The following is a 22,242-nucleotide window of genomic DNA, read 5'->3' as shown; positions in this document are numbered from 1 at the left end:
CATAGCGCCTTGTGCAAAGCGGCGCATGTGCCCGGGTCAGCTCTGGGGCTCCCACTCCTTGATCACCAGCGTCACCTTGACCGGGCCGGCCCCCTGGTTGGTTTGGGCCTTGATGCGGGTAGGCAGGGTATAGGCGCCCACCGGTTGGTAGCCGCTGAATTCCAGTTGCCAGCCCGCCTGGCTCAGGCTTTGCAGCTGGCCCGCGGCATCCCGCCGCTCACCGGCTGAGCCTCCGGGGGCCGGCAGGCCGCGCACCCAGTAGAACATCTCCCGCACCGGCAGCGGCCAGCCCAGCATCTGCTGCGTCAGATGTGCCGGGTTGCTAGCGCGGATAGGTGCTTCGCTGCCGCGCTTCAGGCTGACCCCGCCGGAATTGCCGCTGATCACCGTAGCGCCGGCGCCCAGCGGCCCGCTCAGGTGAATACGGTAATTGGAGGCGGACTGCTGTTCCCAGTTCAGATTGGCGCTGCCATTGTCGGTAGGGGAGCGCACGCCCAGCTTGCCGGCGATGGTGAAACGTTGCAGTTGCTCTGCCGGCTGACCGGTGGTGCCAGGCAGTCGGGGCTGTTGTCCCGCGCAGGCAGTCAGTACCAGCGCCAACAGGAGGATGGCGAGGTGGGAAAAAGGCGAATTTTGCCTGTCAGCTATCGGAAACATGCTGCTCCATGGCTTCTCTGATCCGCAACCGCTCCATTGCGGCCGGGATAATCTTGCTTTCTGGGTTGATCTCGAGACCGCGCTCCCAGACTTTCACCGCCTGTTCGCGGTTGCCCTGCATCCACAGTACCTCGCCCAGGTGGGCGGCGATCTCGTGGTCGGGCAGTTTTTCCAGGGCGTTTTCCAGGTGCTTTACGGCCTCGGCGTGATTTCCCTGACGGTACTCTACCCAGCCCATGCTGTCGATGATTGCGGGGTCGTCGGGGCGCAGTTCCAGTGCCCTCACAATTAATGCGCGGGCCTCGTCGAGCCGGTCGTCAAAGTCGGTGAGCTTGTAGCCCAGTGCATTCAGCAGGGTGGCGTTATCCGGATCGCGGGCGATGAGCTTGCGCATCCCCTGTTCAAACGCCTCGGCATTGCCCAGCGCCTCGTTCACCAGGGCCTGCGCATAGAGCAGCCGCCCGCTGTCGGCCTTCTCACGGAGAGCCTGGTTGAGGAGCTGCAGCGCTTCCTCCTCGCGCTGGTGGCGGCGCAGGAGGTCCACTTCCACCAGGTAAAAGTGTTCCGCCTGGTCCGGGTGGCGCTGGCGCAACTCGGAGAACCAGTCGCGATTATCTGCGGACAGGCCGCTGCTGGCCAGCAATTCGGTGCCGCGCTTGATGGCGGACAGGTAGTCGTTGCCCGGGCCCACCTGGCGGTAATGGGCCACCGCCTGTTCAAGGCGCTGCTCTTCCTCGGCGATGCCGCCCAGGTAGAAGTGGGCCGCAGATTCGTGCTGCTCCAATTCCAGCAGTCGCTCGAAGAGGGGCCTCGCTTCGTCGAGGTTATCGGTCTCGAAGCGGATCAGTGCCAGTGAGAGGATCAGGTTTCCGTCCCGGGGCCGTTGGCGCACCAGCTCGGTGAACTGGGTCTGTGCCTTCTGCAGGTCCTCGCTGACCAGCAGTCGCGCGTACTGCAGGCGCAGGCGGCTCTCCTGGGGGTAGATACTGACCAGTTTTTCCAGCATGGCCAGGGCTTCCGCCTTCTTGCCCTGGTCCACCAGCAGGTGTGATTCCAGCAGCGGGGCGTCGAGGAGGTCCGGCTGGCGCTCCTGGACGCGCCGCACGATGGTGAGCGCTGCGTCATATTGCTCCGTGGCGCGAAGTGTCATCGCGAGGGCAAGGGCGGCTTCGGGGTTTTCGGGGTATTTGTCGGCCAGGGCGCAGAATGTCGGCATTACCCGCTCGGTGAGCTCACGGTTGGATACGGCGGTGGCAGCGAGGGACTGCAGGGGCGCGTCACCCCCGAGCGCCATGGCGATTCCGGCGTGTTCAAGCGCCTTTTCCAGTTCGCCGGCGAGTGTCAGCTCAGCGGTGACCGCCAGCTGGGCCTCGGGGTTGCTGGGCTCCAGTTCCACCCACAGCAAGGCCGAATCCAGCGCCGCGCGGCGGGCGTTGAGAAACCGCGCAATGCGGGTGGCGCGGGCGGCGATGCCGGCGTCGCGCGTGCTGGCAGCCTGGTGATAATAGTTGGCCAGCGCCACATCGTAATGTTCGCGGTTGCCGGCCACCTCGGCGACCAGGATGGTGTAGAAGGTCTCGATGGGGAAGGGGCGGGCCTCGGCCGATTCGGCTGTGGTAGCGCTCGGCTGCCCCGCATCGCCACCAGGGGCGGCTTCCTGCCCTGCCTGTTTTACCGGCGCACAGGCCGCCAGCAGGCCGGCAAGCGATCCGGCAGCCAGCCACTTGAGTTTGCGGGGACTTGATACTGGTGAGAGCCGTGAAGCGGGCATAGGGCGTATCCATACGTTGTGTCCGGGCGCAGCCTGTGCGGGGCGCGTTATCCGGGTGTCTGTAGCCGTATAATTCTAGTCGCGAATCGCCCGTCGCGTTTTGCTTCAGCCGCCATGCGGAAGGCCTACGGGCGCCTGCGGCGCTTGCAAGCCGGCCGGCGGGAGCTGAAAATGCGCCACCCGGACAGGCCCTTTGGGGGTTCCGAACCTCTGTCGAGTAAGACAGCCTGCCGGTCCCAGTTGTTCAACGCCAGCGAGAACCTATGCCGATCCTTGCCCTGGGTATCAATCACGACAGCGCGCCAATCGAGGTGCGCGAGCGGGTGGCGTTCGCCCCGGAAGTGATGCCCGCGGCCCTCGGGGAGGCACGCGGGGCGCTCGGCTGTGGGGAGCTCGCAATTCTCTCCACCTGCAACCGCACCGAGATCTACGGGGAAACCGATCCCGACCGGTTGCTGGAGTGGATGGCGGAATACCACCAGGTGCCCCTGGAGCAGCTCCAGGGCTGCAGTTATCGCTACACGGGCGAGGAGGCTGTGCGCCACATGATGCGCGTGGCCTGCGGGCTCGACTCGCTGGTGCTGGGTGAGCCCCAGATCCTGGGCCAGATCAAGTCGGCCTATGCGGTGGCGAGCGAAGCGGGCAGCATCGGCAGCCTGCTGCACGGTGTGTTCCAGCAGGTATTCGCGGTGGCCAAGAAAGTCCGCACCGAAACCGCCATCGGCGAGAACCCGGTGTCGGTCGCCTATGCAGCAGTGGCACTGGCGTCGCGTATCTTTACCGACCTCACCCGGCAGACCGCACTGCTGATTGGTGCCGGCGAGACAATCGAGCTGGTGGCACGCCACCTGAAGGAGCAGGGCATCAAGCGGCTGGTCGTGGCCAACCGCACCCTGAACCGGGCCCGGGAACTGGCGGAGAACCTCGGGGCGGAGGCAATCCTGCTGGCGGATATCCCGGAGCACCTGCCGCGGGCGGATATCGTCATCAGCTCCACCGCCAGCCAGCTGCCCATACTCGGCAAGGGGGCGGTGGAGTCCGCACTGAAGAAGCGGCGCCACCGGCCTGTGTTCATGGTGGATATCGCCGTACCAAGGGATATCGAGCCGCAGGTCGAACAGCTCGATGACATCTACCTGTACACTGTCGATGACCTGCGTGGGGTGATCGATGAGGGCCGCCGCTCGCGCGAGCAGGCCGCCAGGGCGGCGCACGAAATCGTCGAGCGGGCAGCGGCGGAGTTCATGCGGCAACACCGCTCCCTGGAGGCGGTGGATACCATCCGCAGTTACCGCCAGCAGGCCCAGGAGATCGGTGATGCGGAACTGGAGAAGGCTTTGCAACAACTGGAAAAGGGCGGTGACCCGCGTCGCCTGATGCAACAGCTGGCGCGCTCGTTGACCAACAAACTGATCCACGCCCCCACGGTCAGCCTCAGGCGTGCCACCGCTGAGGGCGACATGCACCGGCTCCGCATCGCACGGGAAATTATTGGCCTGGAAGCGCAGGCGGAACTCGAGAGCAGTAAGAAAAACGGATGAAAGACTCGCTACTGAACAAGCTGGACAACCTGGTGGAACGCCACGAGGAGGTGTCCGCGTTGCTGGGGGACGCAGAAGTCATCAGCGACCAGAACCAGTTCCGCGATCTGTCGCGGGAGTTCTCCGAGCTGGAGGAAGTGGTCAAGTGCTATGGCCGCTACCGGCAGCTGCGGGAGGATATGGAAGCGGCTCGCGAGATGCTCGAAGAGAGCGACGCCGAGATGCGCGAGATGGCGCAGGAAGAGCTGCACGAGGCGGAGGCCCAACTGGGGCCGCTCGAACGGGAGCTGCAGGCACTGCTATTGCCGCGCGACCCCAATGATCGCAAGAACGTGTTCCTGGAGATCCGCGCCGGCACCGGTGGTGACGAGGCGGCAATTTTTTCCGGCGACCTGTTCCGCATGTACTCCCGCTATGCGGAGAAGCAGGGCTGGCGCATGGAGATCATCAGCGAAAACCCGGGGGAACACGGCGGCTACAAGGAAATTATTACCCGTGTCAGCGGCGAGGACGTCTATGCCCGGCTCAAGTTCGAGTCCGGTGCCCACCGGGTACAGCGCGTGCCCGAGACCGAATCCCAGGGGCGTATCCACACTTCCGCGTGCACCGTGGCGGTGATGCCGGAGCCGGATGAGCGCGACGCCATCGAGATCAACAAGGCCGACCTGCGCGTGGACACCTACCGCGCCTCGGGCGCCGGTGGCCAGCACGTAAACAAGACCGATTCCGCGGTCCGCCTGACCCACATGCCAACCGGCATTGTGGTCGAGTGCCAGGACGAACGCTCGCAGCACAAGAACCGAGCCAAGGCCATGGCGCTGCTGCAGGCGCGCCTGAGCAGTGAGCAGGAGGCCGCCGCCGCCCGGGAAATTTCCGATGCGAGGCGCAACCTGGTGGGCAGCGGCGATCGCTCCGAGCGTATCCGTACCTACAACTTTCCCCAGGGCCGGGTCACCGACCACCGTATCGGCCTCACCCTGTACAAGCTCGACGAGATCATGCAGGGCGCCCTGGAAGAGGTGATCGAGCCCCTGCGCACCGAACACCAGGCGGACCAGCTGGCGGCACTGGCGCAGTAAGCCAGTGCCATCCCCCGCCCGGGCAGGGCGGGGGCAGCGGACGATTCACACAACTGGCTTATCCATTCCATGGCCACAATCAAGGAAAACCTCACCCGTAGTGCGGAGCTGGCAAATAGCGACAGCGCGCGCCTGGATACCGAGGTGCTGCTGGCGCACGTGCTGCGGAAGTCGCGCACCTGGCTCTACACCTGGCCCGAATACGAGCTGGATGAGGATGAACAGAACCAGTTTGACCGTCTGCTGGCGCGACGCGCTGCCGGGGAGCCGGTGGCGCATATCGTCGGCCGGCGCGAATTCTGGTCCCTGGACCTGAAGGTGGACGCCTCCACCCTGATACCCCGCCCGGAGACGGAGCTGCTGGTAGAAACCGCCCTGGAGCTGTGTCCGCAACAACAGCTGTCCGCTCTCGACCTGGGTACTGGAACCGGCGCCGTCGCGCTGGCACTGGCCAGTGAGCGGCCCGGCTGGCGCGTGCTGGCAGCAGAGAAGTCCCCCCGGGCGCTCGAACTGGCGAAGGAGAACCTCCGGGCCCTGGGCCTCGCCAACGTGGAGGTTGTCCGCAGCGACTGGTTTGCCGGCATTCCGCCGCAGCGGTTCGGGCTGATCGTGAGCAATCCGCCTTACATCGATGCCGCTGACCCGCACCTGGAACAGGGCGATGTGCGCTTCGAGCCGCGCTCGGCACTGGTGGCGGAGCGGCAAGGACTGGCGGATATAGAGCGCATTGCCGCCGGCTGCGGCGACTACCTGGAAGAGGGGGGCTGGCTGGTTGTCGAGCACGGCTGGCAACAGGCCGCCGAGGCGCGCAGAATATTCACCGCGGCGGGGCTGCGAGAGGTTTCCAGTCGCGACGACCACGGTGGCCGCGAGCGATTAACTCTCGGCCGCAAACAGGGGTGACGCCGGCCGCGTCTTCAGCACCGCCGATTTAGGGAGGAGGGGCAATGCACGAACACGTTCATCATCGCAACGGCAGCGGCCACCTGCGACCGCTGGTGTGGGGGTTGGTGGTTACCTTTGCCTTTGCCCTGGTGGAGGCGGTGGGTGGCTGGCTGTCGGGCTCCCTGGCACTGCTGGGTGACGCCGGGCACATGGCCACCGATGCGCTGGCCCTGGCACTGGGCGCGGTGGCGGCGCTGCTGGCACAGAAGCCTGCGGACCGCCAGCTGTCATACGGCTGGGGCCGTGCGGAGGTACTGGCAGCGGTCGCCAATGCGATATTCATGCTGGCGATCATCGTGGCCATCGGCTTTGCTGCCATCAACCGGCTGCAGGCCCCCCAGCCGGTACGCGGGGACATGGTGATGCTGATCGCTGCCATCGGCCTGCTGGTGAATGTGCTGGTGGCCTGGATACTGCACCGCGGCGAACAGACCCTGAATATCCGCGGTGCGCTGCTGCATGTGATGGGTGACCTGCTGGGTTCGGTGGCGGCCCTGGTTGCCGGGGCCGTGATCCACTTCACCGGCTGGACCCCGATCGACCCGCTGCTGTCACTGCTGATCTGTGTGCTGATCCTGGTATCCAGTGTGCGCCTGCTGCGGGATTCGGTTGATGTGCTGATGGAGCGGGTGCCGCGGGAGCTGAGCCTGCCGGTGGTGGGGAAAGCGCTGCTGGCGGTCGAAGGGGTGCGCTCGGTGCATGACCTGCATATCTGGCGGCTCGACTCGCGCACGGTTTCCCTTTCGGCGCATATTGTGGTCGATGACCTGCAGGCCTGGCCCGGCGTGCTGGAGCGGCTGCGGCAGACGCTGATCCGCCGCTTCGATATCGACCATATCACCCTGCAGCCCGAGCCGCTGGGTGACCACCGGCATGTCGAGATTGTCGACCGCGTTTCCGGTCGGGCCGCGTCCGGTCGGGCCGCGTCCGGTCGGGCCGGCGATTAATAACGGTCAGGCCAGGTTATCTCAGTCGTCCTCGCCCTCGGGGCTTACGGCCTGGGGCTTGGCCATCTCCTCGTCACTGGCGGGGCCCGGGTCCACTGGTTCTTCATTTGCCGGCTCAGCGCCATCGGGCTGCGGGGCGGCGTCCTTGCTCCCGGATTCGATTTCTTCCGCGGTCTTTTCCGCCGCCTCTGCGGTGACATCCTCCGGCGGGCTGATCTGTTCCTCGGGTGCCTGGATGCCGATGTGGTAGGCGGCGAAACCGGGTTGCACCACCTGGTTCAGCGCCATACCCAGCACGCGGCCGTTGTACTGCGAGCGGATTTCCTTGCGGACGTTGGTAATCGGGTTGGTAACCGTGCCCAGCAGGTCCCCCTTGCGCACAAACTCCCCCAGCTCCACTTCGCTGAAGATGATGCCGCCGGTGGTTGCGCGCTGCCAGGTGGAGTTGTAGTAGACCGGCTCCGGATCCCCCCAGAGGCGGAATTTGCTCACCATGCCAAGCTGGTTCAGCAGCGTGCGGATACCCTTCACGCTGTGGCTCACCGATACCTCGTCGAGCACCATCGGCGCTCCGGCCTCCAGGGTGACGGTGGGGATGCCGGCCTCCACAGCCGCGCGGCGCAGGGTCCCCTCGGCGCCATCGCTATGCAATACCACCGTCGAGCCGAAGCCCTTGGTCATTTTCACCACCTTCGGGTTGCGCAGGTCGCCGCGCAGCTGGGGCAGGTTGGTGCGGTAGAAAGAGCCGGTGTGCAGGTCGACGATCGCGTCACAGTGCTTGACCACCTCATTGAAAAACGAATGCGCGATTCGCGCTGCAGACGAGCCGTGGGGATTGCCGGGGAAGTGGCGATTGAGGTCGCGCCGGTCGGTCAGGTAGCGCGAGCCGCGATGGAACCCCTGGAGGTTGACGATTGGCACCCCGATCACGGCACCGCTGAGGCTGGCCGGTTCCAGGTTGTACAGCACCCGGCGCACGGTCTCGATGCCATTCAGTTCATCGCCGTGGATGGCCGCGGTCAGGCACAGGGTGGGTCCCGGTTGTGCGCCGTTGACCACCAGCACGGCGGTATTGCTGTAGACGCCCTCGAAATGCTGGCTGGGCGACCAGGCCAGGCGGGTCGCCGTGGCCGGCGGCACTTCCGCGCCCAGCAGGCGCAGGGGCTTGGCCTCCTCCTGTTCGGCCGGTTCGCCGGTAGCGCTACCGGACGCTTCGCTCGCCTGTGCTTCAGGCTCTTCTGCAGGGGGCGCATCGTCCGCACTCCCGGTTTCCCCGGCCGGTTGCCCGGCGGCCTCCGGCTCCTGCGGCTCTTCGGCGGTGGGCTGGTCCAGTTTCAGGTTCTCCGCCTGTGGCAATGGCGGTTCCTGGGGATCGTCCGGGCCCTCGGTCAGGGCGAAAGAGGTTGTCGAAAGCAGGGATATCGCCAGCAACAGGGCGTTGCCGGAATGGCGCAATCTCGGGCGCAGGGGCATGCAGGAACTCCGGTGGTTGTCGGTGTCGGGCGGCGCCTGTGGGGCCGCAGCAGTACTACCTAGGAGCGCGAGTATAGCTAAAGGGTTCCCTCAGGATTGCGCGTCGCTTGGCGAAACGCCCAATTCTGTTCCTGCGCGGATCGCCCTGCCGGCCGTGCGCCAGAGGCGCCAGCCCAGTAGAACAGAGGCGACCCCAAGGCCGATGCAGATGCCCGTCCAGTAGCCGTATACCCCCCAGAACCGCTCCCCCAGCCACCAGGCGCTGGTCAGGCCCACAAGCCAGTAGGAGAGTATCTGCATATACATCGGCACCCGGGTGTCCTTGTAGCCGCGCAACGCGCCCCAGGCCATCGCCTGGGCCACATCCACCATCTGGAAGGCCGCGCACAACAACAGGAGGTTGGTGGCCACGGCGATAATGTCACCCTCGCCGGTATACACCGCAACGAAAGGATAGCGCAGCGCAATCAGCACAATGCCCGTTGCAAAGGCATAGAGTATGCCGCTGCTCACACCCACCTTGCTGGAAAAACGGGCCCGCCTGGGCCGCCCCTGACCCAGCAGGTGGGCCACGCGGATGCTGAGTGCCTGGGCGAGTGCCAGGGCTACAAGGTAGAAGATGGAGCCGATATTCATGGCGATCTGGTGGGCTGCCACGATGGTGGCGCCATAGGGCGCCAGCAATACCGTAAGGCTGGCGAAGAAGGTCACCTCGCTGCCGGCCCCGATGCAGACCGGCAGGCCGATAGCCAGCTGGTGGCGCAGGGTCGGCCAGTGCGGCTTTGGCAGGGAGAAACGCAGGTGCAGGGCGCGGTAAGTGGGGTCGGTATTCGCATGCCAGAACAGCGCCGCGGTAAGCGACCAGGTCACCAGGCTGGTGGCCCAGCCGCACCCGGCGCCACCCAGCGCGGGAAACGGGCCGATGCCGAATACCAGCGCGATATCAACCGGGATATTCAGCACCGCCGCGGCCAGGTAGATGCGCATTACCGCCCGCACCTGGGCCATGCCCTCACAATAGCCGCGCAGGGCCGTGCCGAGGGCGAAGGGCAGGGTGGCGGTGGCCATCGCCAGCAGGTAGTCCTGCAGTACCTGGCGCACCGGCTCCTCGGTATCGATCCAGTGGCTCCACCACGGTGTTGCCAGCAGCAGGGCAACGACCACTAGGCCGCCGGCGAGTGCGATCCAGAAGGCCTGTCGGAGTTCCCGCGCCGCCCCCGTCTCATTCCTCGCGCCGCGCAGGTGGGCCACCAGGGGGGATACGGCGGCCAGCAACCCCATCAGGGTCACTGCGCAGACGGCCCAGATGCTGGAGCCCAGCGCCAGCCCGGCCAGGTCCACCTCCCCGGCGCGCCCGGCAACGATGGTGTCGGTAACCCCCATGCTGATTACCGCCAGGTTGCTGATGACCAGCGGACCGCCGAGGGTGGTAATACGGGAGAGTTCGGTGGCTGTGGCCCGCTTGTAGATCTTGAACATGGGGAGGCGCCGGTGGACTACCTTATTCCGGTGTGTAACAGGTGGGGGTGCATACCGACCAAACACAGACAATCGTAGAAGAGGGAGGGATTATGGAGGCCTCGACAAGCCGGTTCAATCGACTCTATGGGAAGTTCCTGCATATGGCCAACGCCGTCGACTGGCTGGGACCGCTGGCCCTGCGCCTGTTCCTGGCGCCGATCTTTATCCTGGCGGGAATGAACAAACTGGGTCACATCGGCGACGTGGCCGCCTGGTTCGGCAACCCCGACTGGGGGCTGGGGCTGCCCGCCCCGCTGCTGATGGCGTGGTTGGCCGCCCTGACCGAGCTGTTGGGGGGCATCGCCCTGCTGCTGGGCCTGGGTGTGCGGCTGGTAGCCCTGCCGCTGATGTTCGTGATGGCCGTGGCAGCGGTCACCGCGCACTGGCAGTACGGCTGGCACGCGTTGCCGGAACAGACCCTGACCATGCCCTGGGAGTGGCGCGAGGACCTCATCGAGCAGGCCGCCGAGCGCAAGGATAAGGCGGTGGAGCTACTGAAGGAACACGGAAACTACGACTGGCTCACGGAGGCCGGCAGCTTTACCGTGCTGAAAAACGGCATCGAGTTCGCAGCCACTTACTTTGTCATGCTGCTGGCGTTGCTGGGTACCGGCGGGGGACGCTTCGCCAGCCTGGATTACTGGCTGTGCCGTCGTTGGGAGGGGCGTGCCTAGCCCGTATTGCGATGTCGCGGGTAGAGCGCGCATATAGATGATATACTCGCCGATTATTTGAGCACTGAAGCGAGTATTTCACTTGATAGGAAAGTTGTTTCGCCGTTCATCTGCCAGTTCCGCAGATGCCGATAAAGACACCAACAGCAGCCAGGTCGAGAGCCAGAAGCCCGCTGAGGCCGACAAGCGCTCCCGCGGGCGGCGCGGCGGTTCAGGCGGTAAGAACAGCCCCCGCAAGGCAAACCGCCCGGCCAGTGCCGGGGAGACCCGGGAGAGCAAGGCGCCTGCCGGCAAGGACAAGGCCAGTGGCTCCGGCAAGGGCCGCCAGGGTGGCAAGGGCGGGCGAGCCAGCCAGGAAACCGAGTGGTCGCTGGACCAGTTCCAGGTGCCGGAGGAGGAGGGCAAGGTCCGTTTCCACGACCTGGACCTGCCGCTGGAGCTGATGCACGCGATCCACGACCTGGGCTTCCTGTACTGCTCGCCGATCCAGGGTCGCTCCCTGCCGCATACCCTCAATGGCCACGACCTGGTGGGCAAGGCCCAGACGGGCACCGGCAAGACCGCGGCCTTCCTGGTCACCATCATCGACGACCTGCTGAAAAATCCGTTCGAAGGCGAGCGCTACGCGGGTGAGGCCCGCGCGCTGATCATCGCCCCGACTCGGGAACTGGTGATGCAGATCGCCGACGACGCCAAGCTCCTGTGCAAATACACCGACCTGGAGATCCATACCCTGGTGGGCGGGATGGACTACGCCAAGCAGCAGCGCAACCTGAATGAGCGGCTGGTGGATATCCTGGTGGCGACCCCCGGTCGCCTGCTGGACTTTGCCAGTAACCGCGACTGCTACCTCGACCAGGTGGAAGTGCTGGTGATCGACGAGGCAGACCGCATGCTGGACATGGGCTTTATCCCCCAGGTGCGCCGCATCGTTCGCCAGACGCCGCGCAAGACCCATCGCCAGACCATGTTCTTCTCCGCCACCTTTACCCCCGAGGTTGACTCGCTGGTGGAGCAGTGGACCGATGACCCGGTTATCGTGGAGATCGAGCCGGAACGCGTGGCCACCGACACGGTGGAGCAGCACATCTACCTGGTCCCGAGTGACGAGAAGTACGCGTTGCTTTACAACGTCGTGCGAAGCGAGGAGGTCGAGAGCCTGATCGTATTCGCCAACCGCCGCGACCAGTGCCGCCGCCTGCACGAGAACCTGGAGGCGCACGGCATCAAGGCGGGCCTGCTGTCTGGCGAGGTGGCGCAGAACAAGCGCGTGCGCACCCTCGAGGACTTCAAGAGCGGCAAGACCAAGGTGCTGGTGGCCACCGATGTGGCAGGCCGGGGTATTCACATCGATGGCATCAGCCACGTGGTGAATTACACCCTGCCGGAAGAGCCGGAGGATTACGTGCACCGCATCGGCCGTACCGGGCGTGCCGGCAAGACCGGTACCTCGATCAGTTTTGCCTGTGAAGACGACGCCATGCGCCTCGAACCTATCGAGGAACTGCTGGGCCAGAAGCTCAGTTGTGAAGTGCCGCCGGAAGAGCTGCTGGAAGAACCCCCCAAGGTGAAGGTCAAGCGCTCCGGTGGCGGTGACAACCGCGGTGACCGGCGCGGTGGTGGTGGCGGTGACAGGCGCGGCGGGAATCGCCGGCCGCGCCGCTGAGCCTCCCCCGCGACGGGGACAGTCAGCGCATGAAGAGAGGCCGGTTTGCGCCGGCCTTTTTTATTGGGCGGTGCCGACAGGGAATTCAGTCGCCAATACGAACCGTGGGTGGGCCCCGGCCCGCCCGGATTGCCTGTAACGACAATAAACGATGCGAACCCTCTACCTCCACATCGGATTCCACAAGACCGGCAGCAGCTCCCTGCAGCTGGCCCTGAAGCAGAATGGCGCCCGCCTGCTGGAGCAGGGCTTTGAGTTTGTCTCGCTGGGGAAAAAGGGCAATTCCTCAGGCGCCATTGAGGTAGAAGCGGAAGGGCCCGACCTCAGCTTCCGTCTCAACGGCCGCTTCCGGCAGTTGCTTTCCACCACCGCCGGTGAGCGGGTGATTGTCTCGGCCGAGCACTTCTCCTTCCTGCACCAGGCCGCCGATATCCGCCAGGTTGCCGGGGTTTGTGGTGAATTCTTCGAGCGCACTGTGGTGATCGCTTATCTGCGCCGCCAGGACCTGCATGCCCGGTCCTTCAAGCAGCAGGGCGCCCGCGGCTGCGAAGCCGGCCGCAGCTCGTCGAGTAAGCTGCTCGGCCACGGCGATGGCGCCTTTCCAGAGTTCACGCCGCCAGTGAATACTTATTACGATTATGCTGCCAAGCTGCACCAGTGGCGGGAGATCTTTGGTCGGGATGCGCTGGTGGTACGGGAGTTCGAGCCCGCACAACTGAACGGTGGGGATCTCGTCACCGATTTCGCGGGTCTCCTGGGAGGGGACGTCCGTATTCCTCCGTGCCGGGTGAACGAGGGCGTGAGTCGCAAGGAATTCCTGCTCACCCACAAACTGATCCAGCTGCGCCTGGCGCCTGCGGAGATCCGCAGGCTCAAGCCCATGATGCAGCGCGACGAGGCCCGGTTGCAGCCCGCACGGGAGGATGCCGAGGCTTTTTTCCGGCACTTTGCAGACTCCAATCGCCGGCTCAACGAGGAATTCCTCCGCCATGAGTCGGGACTGGCTTTCAGCGAAGATTTTTCCGCTTATCCGGTCGCGGGCAACGACCACCTGTCTTTTGGCGATCTTGCGCAGTGGTCCGCAGACCTGTTTGCCGCCGGCCTGCAAAATCCCGGGGGCTTGCGCGACGCGCTTCTCGCGGACCGGGCGCGGGCACTGGCAGATGCGGCGACCACGGCGGAGGACCTGGCGGGGGAGCTCCGCGCACTCGAGCGGTGCCTGGCCCAGACTGCCGGAATTACGCCGGCCAGGAATACCTGGTGGCAACGAATACGGGGAAGGAAACGCAGCGGCCGCTAGGGCGCGCTTATCGCAAGGGACTGCATCGGGGATCCACACGTGGGTCCAGAACTGATACTCAGCAGTAGATTAGCGATGACAGCGAACAGTGGTTACCGCCGCGATATCGATGGCCTGCGTGCCCTGGCGGTGCTTCCCGTGGTATTTGCCCACGCCGGACTGCCCGGCTTCTCCGGCGGCTATGTCGGCGTCGACGTATTCTTCATAATTTCAGGTTACCTGATAACCGGCATCCTCCTGCGCGAAATCCGCCAGGGTCGTTTCTCCCTCGCAGATTTTTACGAGCGGCGCGCACGCCGTATCCTGCCCGCCCTGTTCGCCGTGCTGGCGGCCTGCACCGCGCTCAGCTGGTTCATCCTGCCCCCGGATTTGCTCGAGGGGTACGCGAGATCCGTGCTCGCCACCGTCCTGTTTGTTTCCAATTTCTGGTTCTGGCGCAGCAGTGGCGATTACTTCGGCCAGGCAGCGGAGTGGGAGCCGTTATTGCACACCTGGTCCCTGGCGGTGGAGGAGCAGTTCTACGTATTCTTCCCGCTGTTACTGTGCCTGCTGGCGGGCAAGCGGATGGGCACGGTGATTGCGGCGGTGGCGGTATTGTCACTCTGCTCGCTGGCAGCCTCGGCCTGGTTCACCAGTGCCCAGCCCCAGGCGGCCTATTTCCTAACGTTCACGCGCATCTGGGAGCTCGGTCTCGGTGCCCTGCTGGCAGCCGGTGCATTGCCGGGCAGCCGGCAGCGGGCTCTCGTGGAGCTGGTGGCGGCGGCCGGGCTGGTCGCCATCCTTTACAGTGTGGTGGCCTACGATGCGGCCACGCCTTTCCCCGGCGTGGCCGCCCTCCTGCCCTGCGGTGGCGCAGTGGCCCTGATCTGGGCCGGTGCCCAGGGGCGCCCGGCGGCGACGCGACTGTTGTCCTCGCCGGTTTTTGTCGGCATCGGCCTGGTTTCCTATTCCCTCTATCTGTGGCACTGGCCCGTCCTGGTATATACGCGCCTGCTGCAAGGCAGCGCAGAACTGGCGCTGGTGCCCGCCCTGGCCGCCATCGGCATCGCACTCCTGCTGGCGTGGTTCAGCTGGCGCTGGGTGGAACAGCCCTTCCGGCATAGGGGCGGGTTCTGGGATTCACGCACGGCGCTCGTCAGGGGCGGCAGCGCCTTCGCGTTGCTGCTGGTGGTGGTGGCGGTGGTCATCAACGCGGGCAAGGGCTTTCCCGAGAGGCTGCCAGCGGATGTGTTGAAGGTCTACACCGAGGCCGTGGAGCGCACACCGGTGCAGGAACGATGCATGGGCCGCCTGCCGGAGCAGGGACTTTGCCGTTTTGGGGATGGCCCGGCGGCGGGCCCCGCCGATGTCCTGATCTGGGGGGATTCCCACGCGGGGGCCTTCCTGCCCGGCTTCGAGCTCTGGACCAGTGCCCGCGGGTTGACGGGGCTGTCCGCAGTAAAGTCCGCCTGCCCGCCGTTGCTGGGGGTGGTGCGGGCCGACAAGGGCGAGTCCCACCGCTGCGATGAATTCAACCGCCGGGTAATGGAATTCCTGGAGAGGCGACAGGACCTGGGCACTGTCATCCTGGTGGCCCGCTGGGCGCAGGCCGTGGAGGGGACCCCGGCTCCCGGCGAGGGCGGCGCGGACGCGGTCCTGGTTCCTGCCGGGAGCAGCCGGCCGCTGCCGGCAGGCTATGGCAATGCGGAACTGGTGGAGCAGGCCCTGGCCGATACTGTGGCGCGAGTGCGGGCCACCGGTCGCGAGGTGCTGATCGTCAAGGGAGTGCCGGAGGTCGGCTTCTCTGTGCCGGTGGCGGTGGTAAATGCCCAATTTGTCGGGACCCGGCTGGAAGCGGCGCCCACGCGCACGGAGGTTGAAAAACGGAATCGGCGCGCCGACCTGATTATCGAGACCGTCGCCACCGAGCTGGATGCCCGTCACGCCAGCCTGGTTCCTGAACTCTGCGACCCGGATTGCAAGGTGCAGGAAGACGGTGTGCCGCTTTACCGCGACGACGATCACCTGAGCACCTATGGTGCACGGCGGCTGGTACCGGAGCTACTGAACCTGGCCCTGGGAGAGGGGCCAGGCCGCGGCTGACCGACGGACGTCACCCGGCAAAGCCGATATAATCGCGCCATGTCGCAATTACCCATCACCGGCGTCCTGCCGGAAATCAGGGCCGCCCTGTCAGGCCACAACAATGTTGTGCTGCAGGCGCCGCCCGGCGCCGGCAAGACCACTGCCGTGCCACTGGCGCTTCTCGACAGCGAATGGCTCGCAGGCCGCAACATCATCATGCTGGAGCCGCGCCGGCTGGCTGCGCGCACAGCGGCACGGCGCATGGCCGGCATGCTCGGGGCGACGGTAGGGGAGACCGTGGGCTACCAGGTCCGCGGCGAGCGCCGGGCGGGAGCTTCCACCCGTATCCTTGTCGTCACCGAGGGGATCCTTACCCGCATGCTGCAGCGGGATCCGGAACTGGCCCAGACCGCGCTGGTGATCTTTGACGAATTTCATGAGCGCAGCCTGCAGGCTGACCTGTCGCTGGCGCTGTGCCTGCAGTCACAGGAGGTCCTGCGCGAGGACCTGAAACTGCTGGTGATGTCGGCCACCCTCGATACCCGGTCGGTGGCCGGGATCCTCGGCGAGGCGCCGGTGGTGACGAGCGAGGGGCGCAGCTTCCCGGTGGATATCCGCTACCTGTCCTCGCGGGAATCCTCTGATGACCATCGCCAGCTGCCGGCCCTGGTGGCTCGCAATATAGCTGACCTGCTCCGGGCGGAAGCGGGCAGCCTGCTGGCATTCCTTCCCGGGGTGGCAGAGATTCGCCGGGTGGAGGAACTGCTGCGTGAACGGCTGGTGTCTCCCGATTTTGAAGATATCGAGATCGCCCCCCTGTACGGCGACCTCAGCCGCGAGCAGCAGGATCGCGCAATCGCGCCTGCCGGCGCCGACAGGCGCAAGGTGGTGCTGGCCACCAATGTGGCGGAGACGAGCCTGACCATCGAGGGTATTTCCCTGGTGGTGGATACCGGCCTGATGCGCGAGTCGCGCTTCGATCCCAATACCGGCATGAACCGCCTGGTGACGACGTTTATCTCCCGGGCCTCGGCCACCCAGCGCAGCGGCCGTGCCGGGCGGCTGGGCCCCGGCATCTGCCTGCGGCTGTGGACCGAGTCGCGCCAGCAGGGGCTGCCGGCAAAGAATACTCCCGAGATTCTCAACAGCGACCTGGCACCACTGGTGCTGGAACTGGCGCAATGGGGAGTGCGCGAGGTAGGCGAATTGCGGTGGCTCGACCTGCCTCCCCCCGGACCGCTGGCCCAGGCTCGCGACCTGCTGCAAAGGCTGGGTGCCCTCGACTCCGCCGGTCGCATCAGCGCGCACGGTTCCGCGATGCTGGCGCTGGGCGCCCACCCGCGCCTTGCCCACATGATGCTGCACAGCCGCATCTGGGGGCTGGAGCGCGAGGCCTGCCTGCTGGCGGCGCTGTTGTCGGAGCGGGATATTTTCCGCGGTGAGCGCCGGCGGGAGCGGGACCTGCACCTGCGGATGGCGGTGCTGCTGGGGGAGGAGAAGGCAGGTGGCAGTGTGGATCATGGTGCGTTGCAGAGGATACGCCAGCAGGCGAAGGCCTGGCAGGGCCAGCTCGCCGGCAGCGAGCGGGAGGGCGCCGGTACGGAAGAGGTCCAGGTCCACCCGGTAGATCGCACCGGCCTGCTGCTGGCACTCGCGTATCCGGACCGCATCGCCCGCAATCGCCATGACCGCGAGCGGCGCTTCCTGCTGGCCAGCGGCCGCGGGGCCCACTTCTCCCACGATGACGAACTGGCCGTAGCGGATTTCCTCGTAGTGGCAGAGCTGGACGGGCAGGGCCGCGACGCCCGCATCCTGCTGGCCGCACGGATTCCCGGTGACGCGTTGCAGGGGTACTTTCCAGAGCTGGTCGGGCAAGAGCAACAGGTGCGCTGGGACGGGCAAGCGGGACGGGCGGTGGCCAGCCTGCGGACCACCCTCGGCGCGATCGTGCTGGAGGAGAGGCCCGCGACAAATATTTCGCCGGAGAGCCTAAGCCTGGCGCTACTGGATGCGGTCCGCCAGAAGGGGCTGGCGGCCCTGCCCTGGACGCGGGAGGCACAGGGGCTCAGGGCGCGGCTGCAATTCCTGCGTGAGCGCGCCGGCGATTTTCCGGCGCTGCTGCAGGAGTTGCAGCTGCCAGACTGGAGTGATACCTCGCTGCTCGAATCCCTGCCGGAGTGGTTGCTGCCGCACCTGCAGGGCTGCGCCAGTCTGGACCAGCTGGGCCGGTTGGACCTGTATGCCATCCTGCAGGGGCAGCTCGAATGGCCGACACTGCAGCGGATTGAAGAGCTGGCACCCACCCATATCACCGTGCCCAGCGGCTCCCGTGTCCCCATCGATTATTCCGAAGATGTCCCGGTGCTGGCTGTGCGCTTACAGGAGATGTTTGGCCTCAGTAGCACCCCGGCGATCCTGAAGGGGCAGCACCCACTGATGCTGCACCTCTTGTCGCCGGCGCGCAGGCCGGTGCAGGTTACCCGCGACCTGGCCAGCTTCTGGGCCAATACCTATGCAGAGGTGAAAAAGGAGCTGCGGATCCGCTACCAGAAACACTACTGGCCGGATGACCCGCGGACGGCCCAGGCCACCAGCAAGACCAGGAAGCGGATGTAGCCCGGCGAGCCGGACCCGGGATGTCACCAGACGGAGCTGATAGCAATGACCATTCATGCGGGTGTAATCGCCACCTGGAACGACGACCGGGGCTATGGATTTATCGAGCCGGAAGGCGGAGGCAAGGTTTTCCTGCATATCCGGGACTTCAGCCGGCGCCACCGGCGGCCGCGGGCAGGGCTGGCGGTGCGATTCGAATTGTCCGCCGACAGCCGGGGCCGCCCGCGCGCGGTCCGCGTCCAGCCGCGGGAGGGATACCGCCGCACAAGCCGGGCGGGCCGGCAGGTGCGCATGGCAGGCGCTCTCTGCCTTGGCTTTTATGCCGGGATTGGCAGCCTGGTGCTGATGGGGGAGCTGCCGCTGCTGGTCCCGGCCTGGTACGCACTATTCGGCCTGGTCACCTTCGCCCTCTACGCGAAGGACAAGGCGGCCGCGCGCAGTGCACGATGGCGAACACCGGAGAATACCCTGCACCTCCTTTCCCTGGCCGGCGGCTGGACCGGCGCGCTGGTGGCCCGACAGCTCTTCCGGCACAAGACTTCCAAGGTTTCCTTCCGGGTCATTTTCTGGCTGACCGTCGCCGCGAACCTGCTCGCACTGGGCTGGCTGCTCTCGCCCTCGGGGAGTGCCCTGCTCGACCAGTTGTGGATGCTCTCCCGCGAGGTAGAGCATTACCTGTGGTAGGCCCGGGCGCCCGGGGCCTTCGCCTGGTGTAATGGCATGTGATCTTCCGCACTTGCACCATGCTTGAAGTTGGTTTTCGCGGTAGCGGAAATGTGGCGCTTGCCGGTTCCCGGCAGGTAAAAAAAATGGCGAGCCCCAGGCTCGCCATTTTTGTTTCCCCGCGGGAATCAGTCCATGTAGCTCTCTACCGGCGGGCAGGAGCAGATCAGGTTGCGGTCACCATAGACATTGTCGATCCGGTTGGACGCGGGCCATACCTTGTGCTCCTTGAGCCAGGGCGCGGGCCGTCCCGCCACGTCGCGTGAGTAGCTGTGGACCCACTCGTCGGCCATCACGTCCTCGAGGGTGTGCGGCGCGTTGTGCAGCGGGTTGTCCTCGGCACTGAACTTGCCATTGGCCACATCCTCCACCTCGCGGCGGATGGTGGCCATGGCGGTGATGAAGCGGTCCAGCTCTTCCTTGGACTCACTCTCGGTGGGCTCGATCATCAGGGTGCCCGCTACCGGGAAGGACATGGTGGGCGCGTGGAAGCCGAAGTCCATCAGGCGCTTCGCAATGTCCTCCTCGGTGATCCCCGCGGATTCCTTCAGGGGGCGCAGGTCGACCAGGCACTCGTGGGCGATAAATCCGTTGCTACCGGTATACAGCAGCGAAAAGTGCTCGCTGAGACGCTTGGCCACGTAATTGGCATTGAGGATGGCCACCTCGGTAGCGCGCTTCATTCCCGACTTGCCCATCATGCGGATATACATCCAGCTGATCGGCAGGATGCTGGCAGAGCCCCAGGGCGCCGCGGAAATGGTCCCGTTGGCCGTGTCGGTTTCCGGCACCCCGGTAACCGGGTGTCCCGCCAGGTAGGGCTTCAGGTGCTCACCCACGGCAATCGGGCCCATGCCCGGGCCGCCGCCGCCATGGGGGATACAGAAGGTCTTGTGCAGGTTCAGGTGCGAGACATCGCCGCCGAACTTGCCCGGCGCGGCGACACCGATCAGGGCGTTCATGTTGGCACCGTCGATATAGACCTGGCCACCGGCGTTGTGGATCAGCTCGCAGACCTCGCGGATGCCCTCCTCGAACACGCCGTGCGTGGACGGGTAGGTGACCATCAGTGCGGCAATGCGGTCGCCGTGCTCTTCCACCTTGGCCTTGAGGTCATCCATGTCCACGTTGCCCCTGCTGTCGCAGGCCACCACCACCACTTTCATGCTCACCATCATGGCGGAAGCCGGGTTGGTGCCGTGGGCGGACGCGGGAATCAGGCAGATATCGCGCTGGGTCTCGCCTTTCGCCTCGAAATACTTCTTGATCGCCACCAGGCCGGCGTATTCGCCCTGTGAACCGGCGTTGGGTTGCAGGCTGACCGCGTCGTAGCCGGTACAGGCGGCCAGCATCTGCTGCAGCTGGCTGAACATCTCGGCGTAGCCCTCGGCCTGTTCCACCGGTGCGAAGGGGTGGAGTTTGCCGAACTCGGGCCATGTCACCGGGATCATCTCCGCGGTGGCATTCAGCTTCATGGTGCAGGAACCCAGCGGGATCATGGAGTGGTTCAGGGCGATATCCTTCGACTCCAGGGTCTTCAGGTAGCGCAGCATCTCGGTCTCGGAGTGGTAGCTGTTGAAGACCGGGTGCGTCAGGAACTCGGTGTCGCGCGCCAGGGAGGCGGGCAGGCCGAGCGATCCCTTGGCGGCAATCTCGCTGTCCATGGCACGCAGGTCCAGCCCGTGGTCGCCGCCGGTAAAGGCGCTGAGGATATCCGATACGTCGTCGAGACTGGCGGTCTCGTGAAGGCTGATGCCCAGCGCGTCGCTGTCCACTTTGCGCAGGTTGATCCCGGCCTCGAGGGCGCGCTGGTAGATCGTATCGCGCTGGTCGCCGGCGATGACGGTCAGGGTGTCGAACCAGCTTTCATGGGTCAGCTCGAAGCCCTGCTTCCTGAGCGCGGACGCCAGGATGTCCGCCAGGCGCTGGATACGTGCGGCGATGGTCTTGAGCCCCTCCGGGCCGTGGTAGATGGCATAGAAGGCGCTCATTACCGCCAGCAGCACCTGCGAGGTGCAGATGTTTGAATTGGCCTTCTCCCGGCGGATGTGCTGCTCGCGGGTCTGCATGGCCATGCGCAGGGCGCGCTTGCCCTTGCTGTCGACGGAGACACCGATGATTCGCCCCGGGGCGGAGCGCTTGTAGGCTTCGCGGAAGGCGAAGAAGCCGGCGTGCGGCCCCCCGTAGCCCATGGGGATGCCGAAGCGCTGGTTGCAACCGACCACCACGTCCGCGCCCATTTCCCCCGGTGCTTTCAGTGCCACCAGGCTCATCAGGTCAGCAGCCACGGTAACCAGGCCGTTGCTGTCATGCACCTTGCTGATGATGTCGGTAAGGTCGCGCACCACCCCGGTAGAGCCCGGGTACTGTAGCAGGGCCCCGAAAAGCTCCTCCGGCAGGTCCTGCTCCGGGTTACCCACGACAACCTCGAAGCCGAAGTGCTCAGCACGGGTCTTCACCACGGCGATGGTCTGGGGGTGGCAGTCGGCGTCCACGAAGAACACATTGGATTTGTTGCGCTTGGCCTGGCGCTTGCACATGGCCATGGCTTCGGCCGCCGCGGTGCCCTCGTCCAGCATGGAGGCATTGGCCAGCTCCATGCCCGTGAGGTCCATGATCATCTGCTGGAAGTTGAGGAGGCCTTCGAGGCGCCCCTGGGCGATCTCCGGCTGGTACGGGGTATAGGCCGTGTACCAGCCCGGGTTTTCCAGCACGTTACGCAGGATGACATTGGGTGTAATCGTGTCGTGGTAGCCCATGCCGATGAAAGTACGGTAGATTTTGTTGCGCTTGGCCAGGCTGCGCAGTTCGGCGAGCGCCTCTTCCTCGTTAACAGCGTCGTCCAGTTCCAGGTCATCCTGTTTGCGGATGGCGGAGGGCACGGTTTTACCGATCAGCTCGTCCAGGCTGGCCACGCCGAGCGCCTCCAGCATCTCCTTTATCTGCGCCTCATCGGGCCCGATATGACGGTGGATGAATGCGTCGTGTTGTTCCAACTTCAGCAGAGATGGCTGGGTCATAAACGTCGTTTCCTGTAATCGCAGGGATAAGGTCACTGGAAAGGCGCCCGCCGGCGGGGTATGGCACCGGTTAAAAATAGCAGGGTGGCCCCGCCGCCGGAGGTTCGGCATCGGCCGGAGGCCTGTTCGCTGCGTGGGCGTCGAGCTGCCACGGGGAGTGGCCCCGGCTCCGGGCGCTGGCGCGGCCTCGCGAGCCGCGCGCATCTTAGCAATCGCAAGGCTGGCGGGCAATCGACGAAAAATTG

General features: G+C 65.5%; 15 protein-coding genes. 10 read left to right on the top strand and 5 right to left on the bottom strand.

The features are described from left to right. Window positions 1-36 precede the first annotated feature (36 nt). Both lolB and BLT26_RS04545 read right to left on the bottom strand, forming a co-directional pair. Window positions 37-657, bottom strand: a complete 621-nt coding sequence (lolB, locus tag BLT26_RS04550; RefSeq protein WP_091510918.1) for a lipoprotein insertase outer membrane protein LolB — start codon at window positions 655-657, stop codon at window positions 37-39. Continuing rightward, on the bottom strand, window positions 641-2,428 hold the full coding sequence (locus BLT26_RS04545) for a tetratricopeptide repeat protein (protein ID WP_091509278.1): 1,788 nt from the start codon (window positions 2,426-2,428) through the stop codon (window positions 641-643). The genes lolB and BLT26_RS04545 overlap by 17 nt, the downstream gene beginning before the upstream one ends. Before the next feature lie 263 nt (window positions 2,429-2,691). On the opposite strand from BLT26_RS04545, the gene hemA reads away from it, so the two are divergent. The 4 genes from hemA (at window position 2,692) to BLT26_RS04525 (ending at window position 6,940) form a co-directional block, all read left to right on the top strand. Then, entirely contained in the window at window positions 2,692-3,969 is a 1,278-nt protein-coding gene (gene hemA / locus BLT26_RS04540) for a glutamyl-tRNA reductase (RefSeq protein ID WP_091509274.1), read from the top strand. Beyond that, the gene (gene prfA, locus BLT26_RS04535) at window positions 3,966-5,048 is read left to right on the top strand and encodes a peptide chain release factor 1 (RefSeq protein ID WP_091509271.1); all 1,083 of its coding nucleotides are present in this window, start codon (window positions 3,966-3,968) and stop codon (window positions 5,046-5,048) included. The genes hemA and prfA overlap by 4 nt, the downstream gene beginning before the upstream one ends. 69 nt (window positions 5,049-5,117) lie before the next feature. Next, window positions 5,118-5,951: a peptide chain release factor N(5)-glutamine methyltransferase gene (gene prmC, locus BLT26_RS04530; protein ID WP_091509267.1), complete on the top strand. Its 834-nt coding sequence runs from the start codon at window positions 5,118-5,120 to the stop codon at window positions 5,949-5,951. 44 nt (window positions 5,952-5,995) lie between these two features. Next, entirely contained in the window at window positions 5,996-6,940 is a 945-nt protein-coding gene (locus tag BLT26_RS04525) for a cation diffusion facilitator family transporter (RefSeq protein ID WP_091509263.1), read from the top strand. Window positions 6,941-6,961: 21 nt separating this feature from the next. Here BLT26_RS04525 and BLT26_RS04520 read toward each other — a convergent pair whose 3' ends face one another. After that, a complete protein-coding gene (locus tag BLT26_RS04520) occupies window positions 6,962-8,413 on the bottom strand; it encodes a succinylglutamate desuccinylase/aspartoacylase family protein (RefSeq protein WP_091509260.1) in 1,452 nt (483 codons plus the stop codon). A gap of 90 nt (window positions 8,414-8,503) precedes the next feature. Continuing rightward, on the bottom strand, window positions 8,504-9,892 hold the full coding sequence (locus BLT26_RS04515; RefSeq protein WP_091509256.1) for an MATE family efflux transporter: 1,389 nt from the start codon (window positions 9,890-9,892) through the stop codon (window positions 8,504-8,506). A 92-nt stretch (window positions 9,893-9,984) separates the two neighbouring features. Here BLT26_RS04515 and BLT26_RS04510 point away from each other — a divergent pair, with 92 nt between their 5' ends. From BLT26_RS04510 to BLT26_RS04485, 6 genes are all read left to right on the top strand, one after another. Beyond that, complete coding sequence (locus BLT26_RS04510; RefSeq protein WP_091509253.1) at window positions 9,985-10,608, top strand: HvfX family Cu-binding RiPP maturation protein; 624 nt, start codon at window positions 9,985-9,987, stop codon at window positions 10,606-10,608. A gap of 385 nt (window positions 10,609-10,993) precedes the next feature. Next, window positions 10,994-12,274, top strand: coding sequence for an ATP-dependent RNA helicase RhlB (rhlB, locus tag BLT26_RS04505; RefSeq protein ID WP_425435276.1), 1,281 nt, complete (start codon window positions 10,994-10,996; stop codon window positions 12,272-12,274). A gap of 151 nt (window positions 12,275-12,425) precedes the next feature. Continuing rightward, window positions 12,426-13,574, top strand: a complete 1,149-nt coding sequence (locus BLT26_RS04500) for a hypothetical protein (protein WP_091509246.1) — start codon at window positions 12,426-12,428, stop codon at window positions 13,572-13,574. 75 nt (window positions 13,575-13,649) lie between these two features. After that, entirely contained in the window at window positions 13,650-15,656 is a 2,007-nt protein-coding gene (locus tag BLT26_RS04495; protein ID WP_091509243.1) for an acyltransferase family protein, read from the top strand. A gap of 39 nt (window positions 15,657-15,695) precedes the next feature. Next, on the top strand, window positions 15,696-18,254 hold the full coding sequence (gene hrpB / locus BLT26_RS04490; protein WP_091509240.1) for an ATP-dependent helicase HrpB: 2,559 nt from the start codon (window positions 15,696-15,698) through the stop codon (window positions 18,252-18,254). A 45-nt stretch (window positions 18,255-18,299) separates the two neighbouring features. Beyond that, entirely contained in the window at window positions 18,300-18,938 is a 639-nt protein-coding gene (locus tag BLT26_RS04485; protein WP_091509237.1) for a DUF1294 domain-containing protein, read from the top strand. A gap of 167 nt (window positions 18,939-19,105) precedes the next feature. Here BLT26_RS04485 and gcvP read toward each other — a convergent pair whose 3' ends face one another. Continuing rightward, complete coding sequence (gcvP, locus tag BLT26_RS04480) at window positions 19,106-21,997, bottom strand: aminomethyl-transferring glycine dehydrogenase (protein WP_091509234.1); 2,892 nt, start codon at window positions 21,995-21,997, stop codon at window positions 19,106-19,108. Between the last annotated feature and the right edge of the window lie 245 nt (window positions 21,998-22,242).

Source organism: Microbulbifer yueqingensis (genome assembly GCF_900100355.1).
In the GTDB taxonomy this organism is placed as follows: domain Bacteria; phylum Pseudomonadota; class Gammaproteobacteria; order Pseudomonadales; family Cellvibrionaceae; genus Microbulbifer; species Microbulbifer yueqingensis.
The sequence above is the reverse complement of the archived record's forward strand: the minus strand, read 5'-3'. Positions and strand labels throughout refer to the sequence as shown.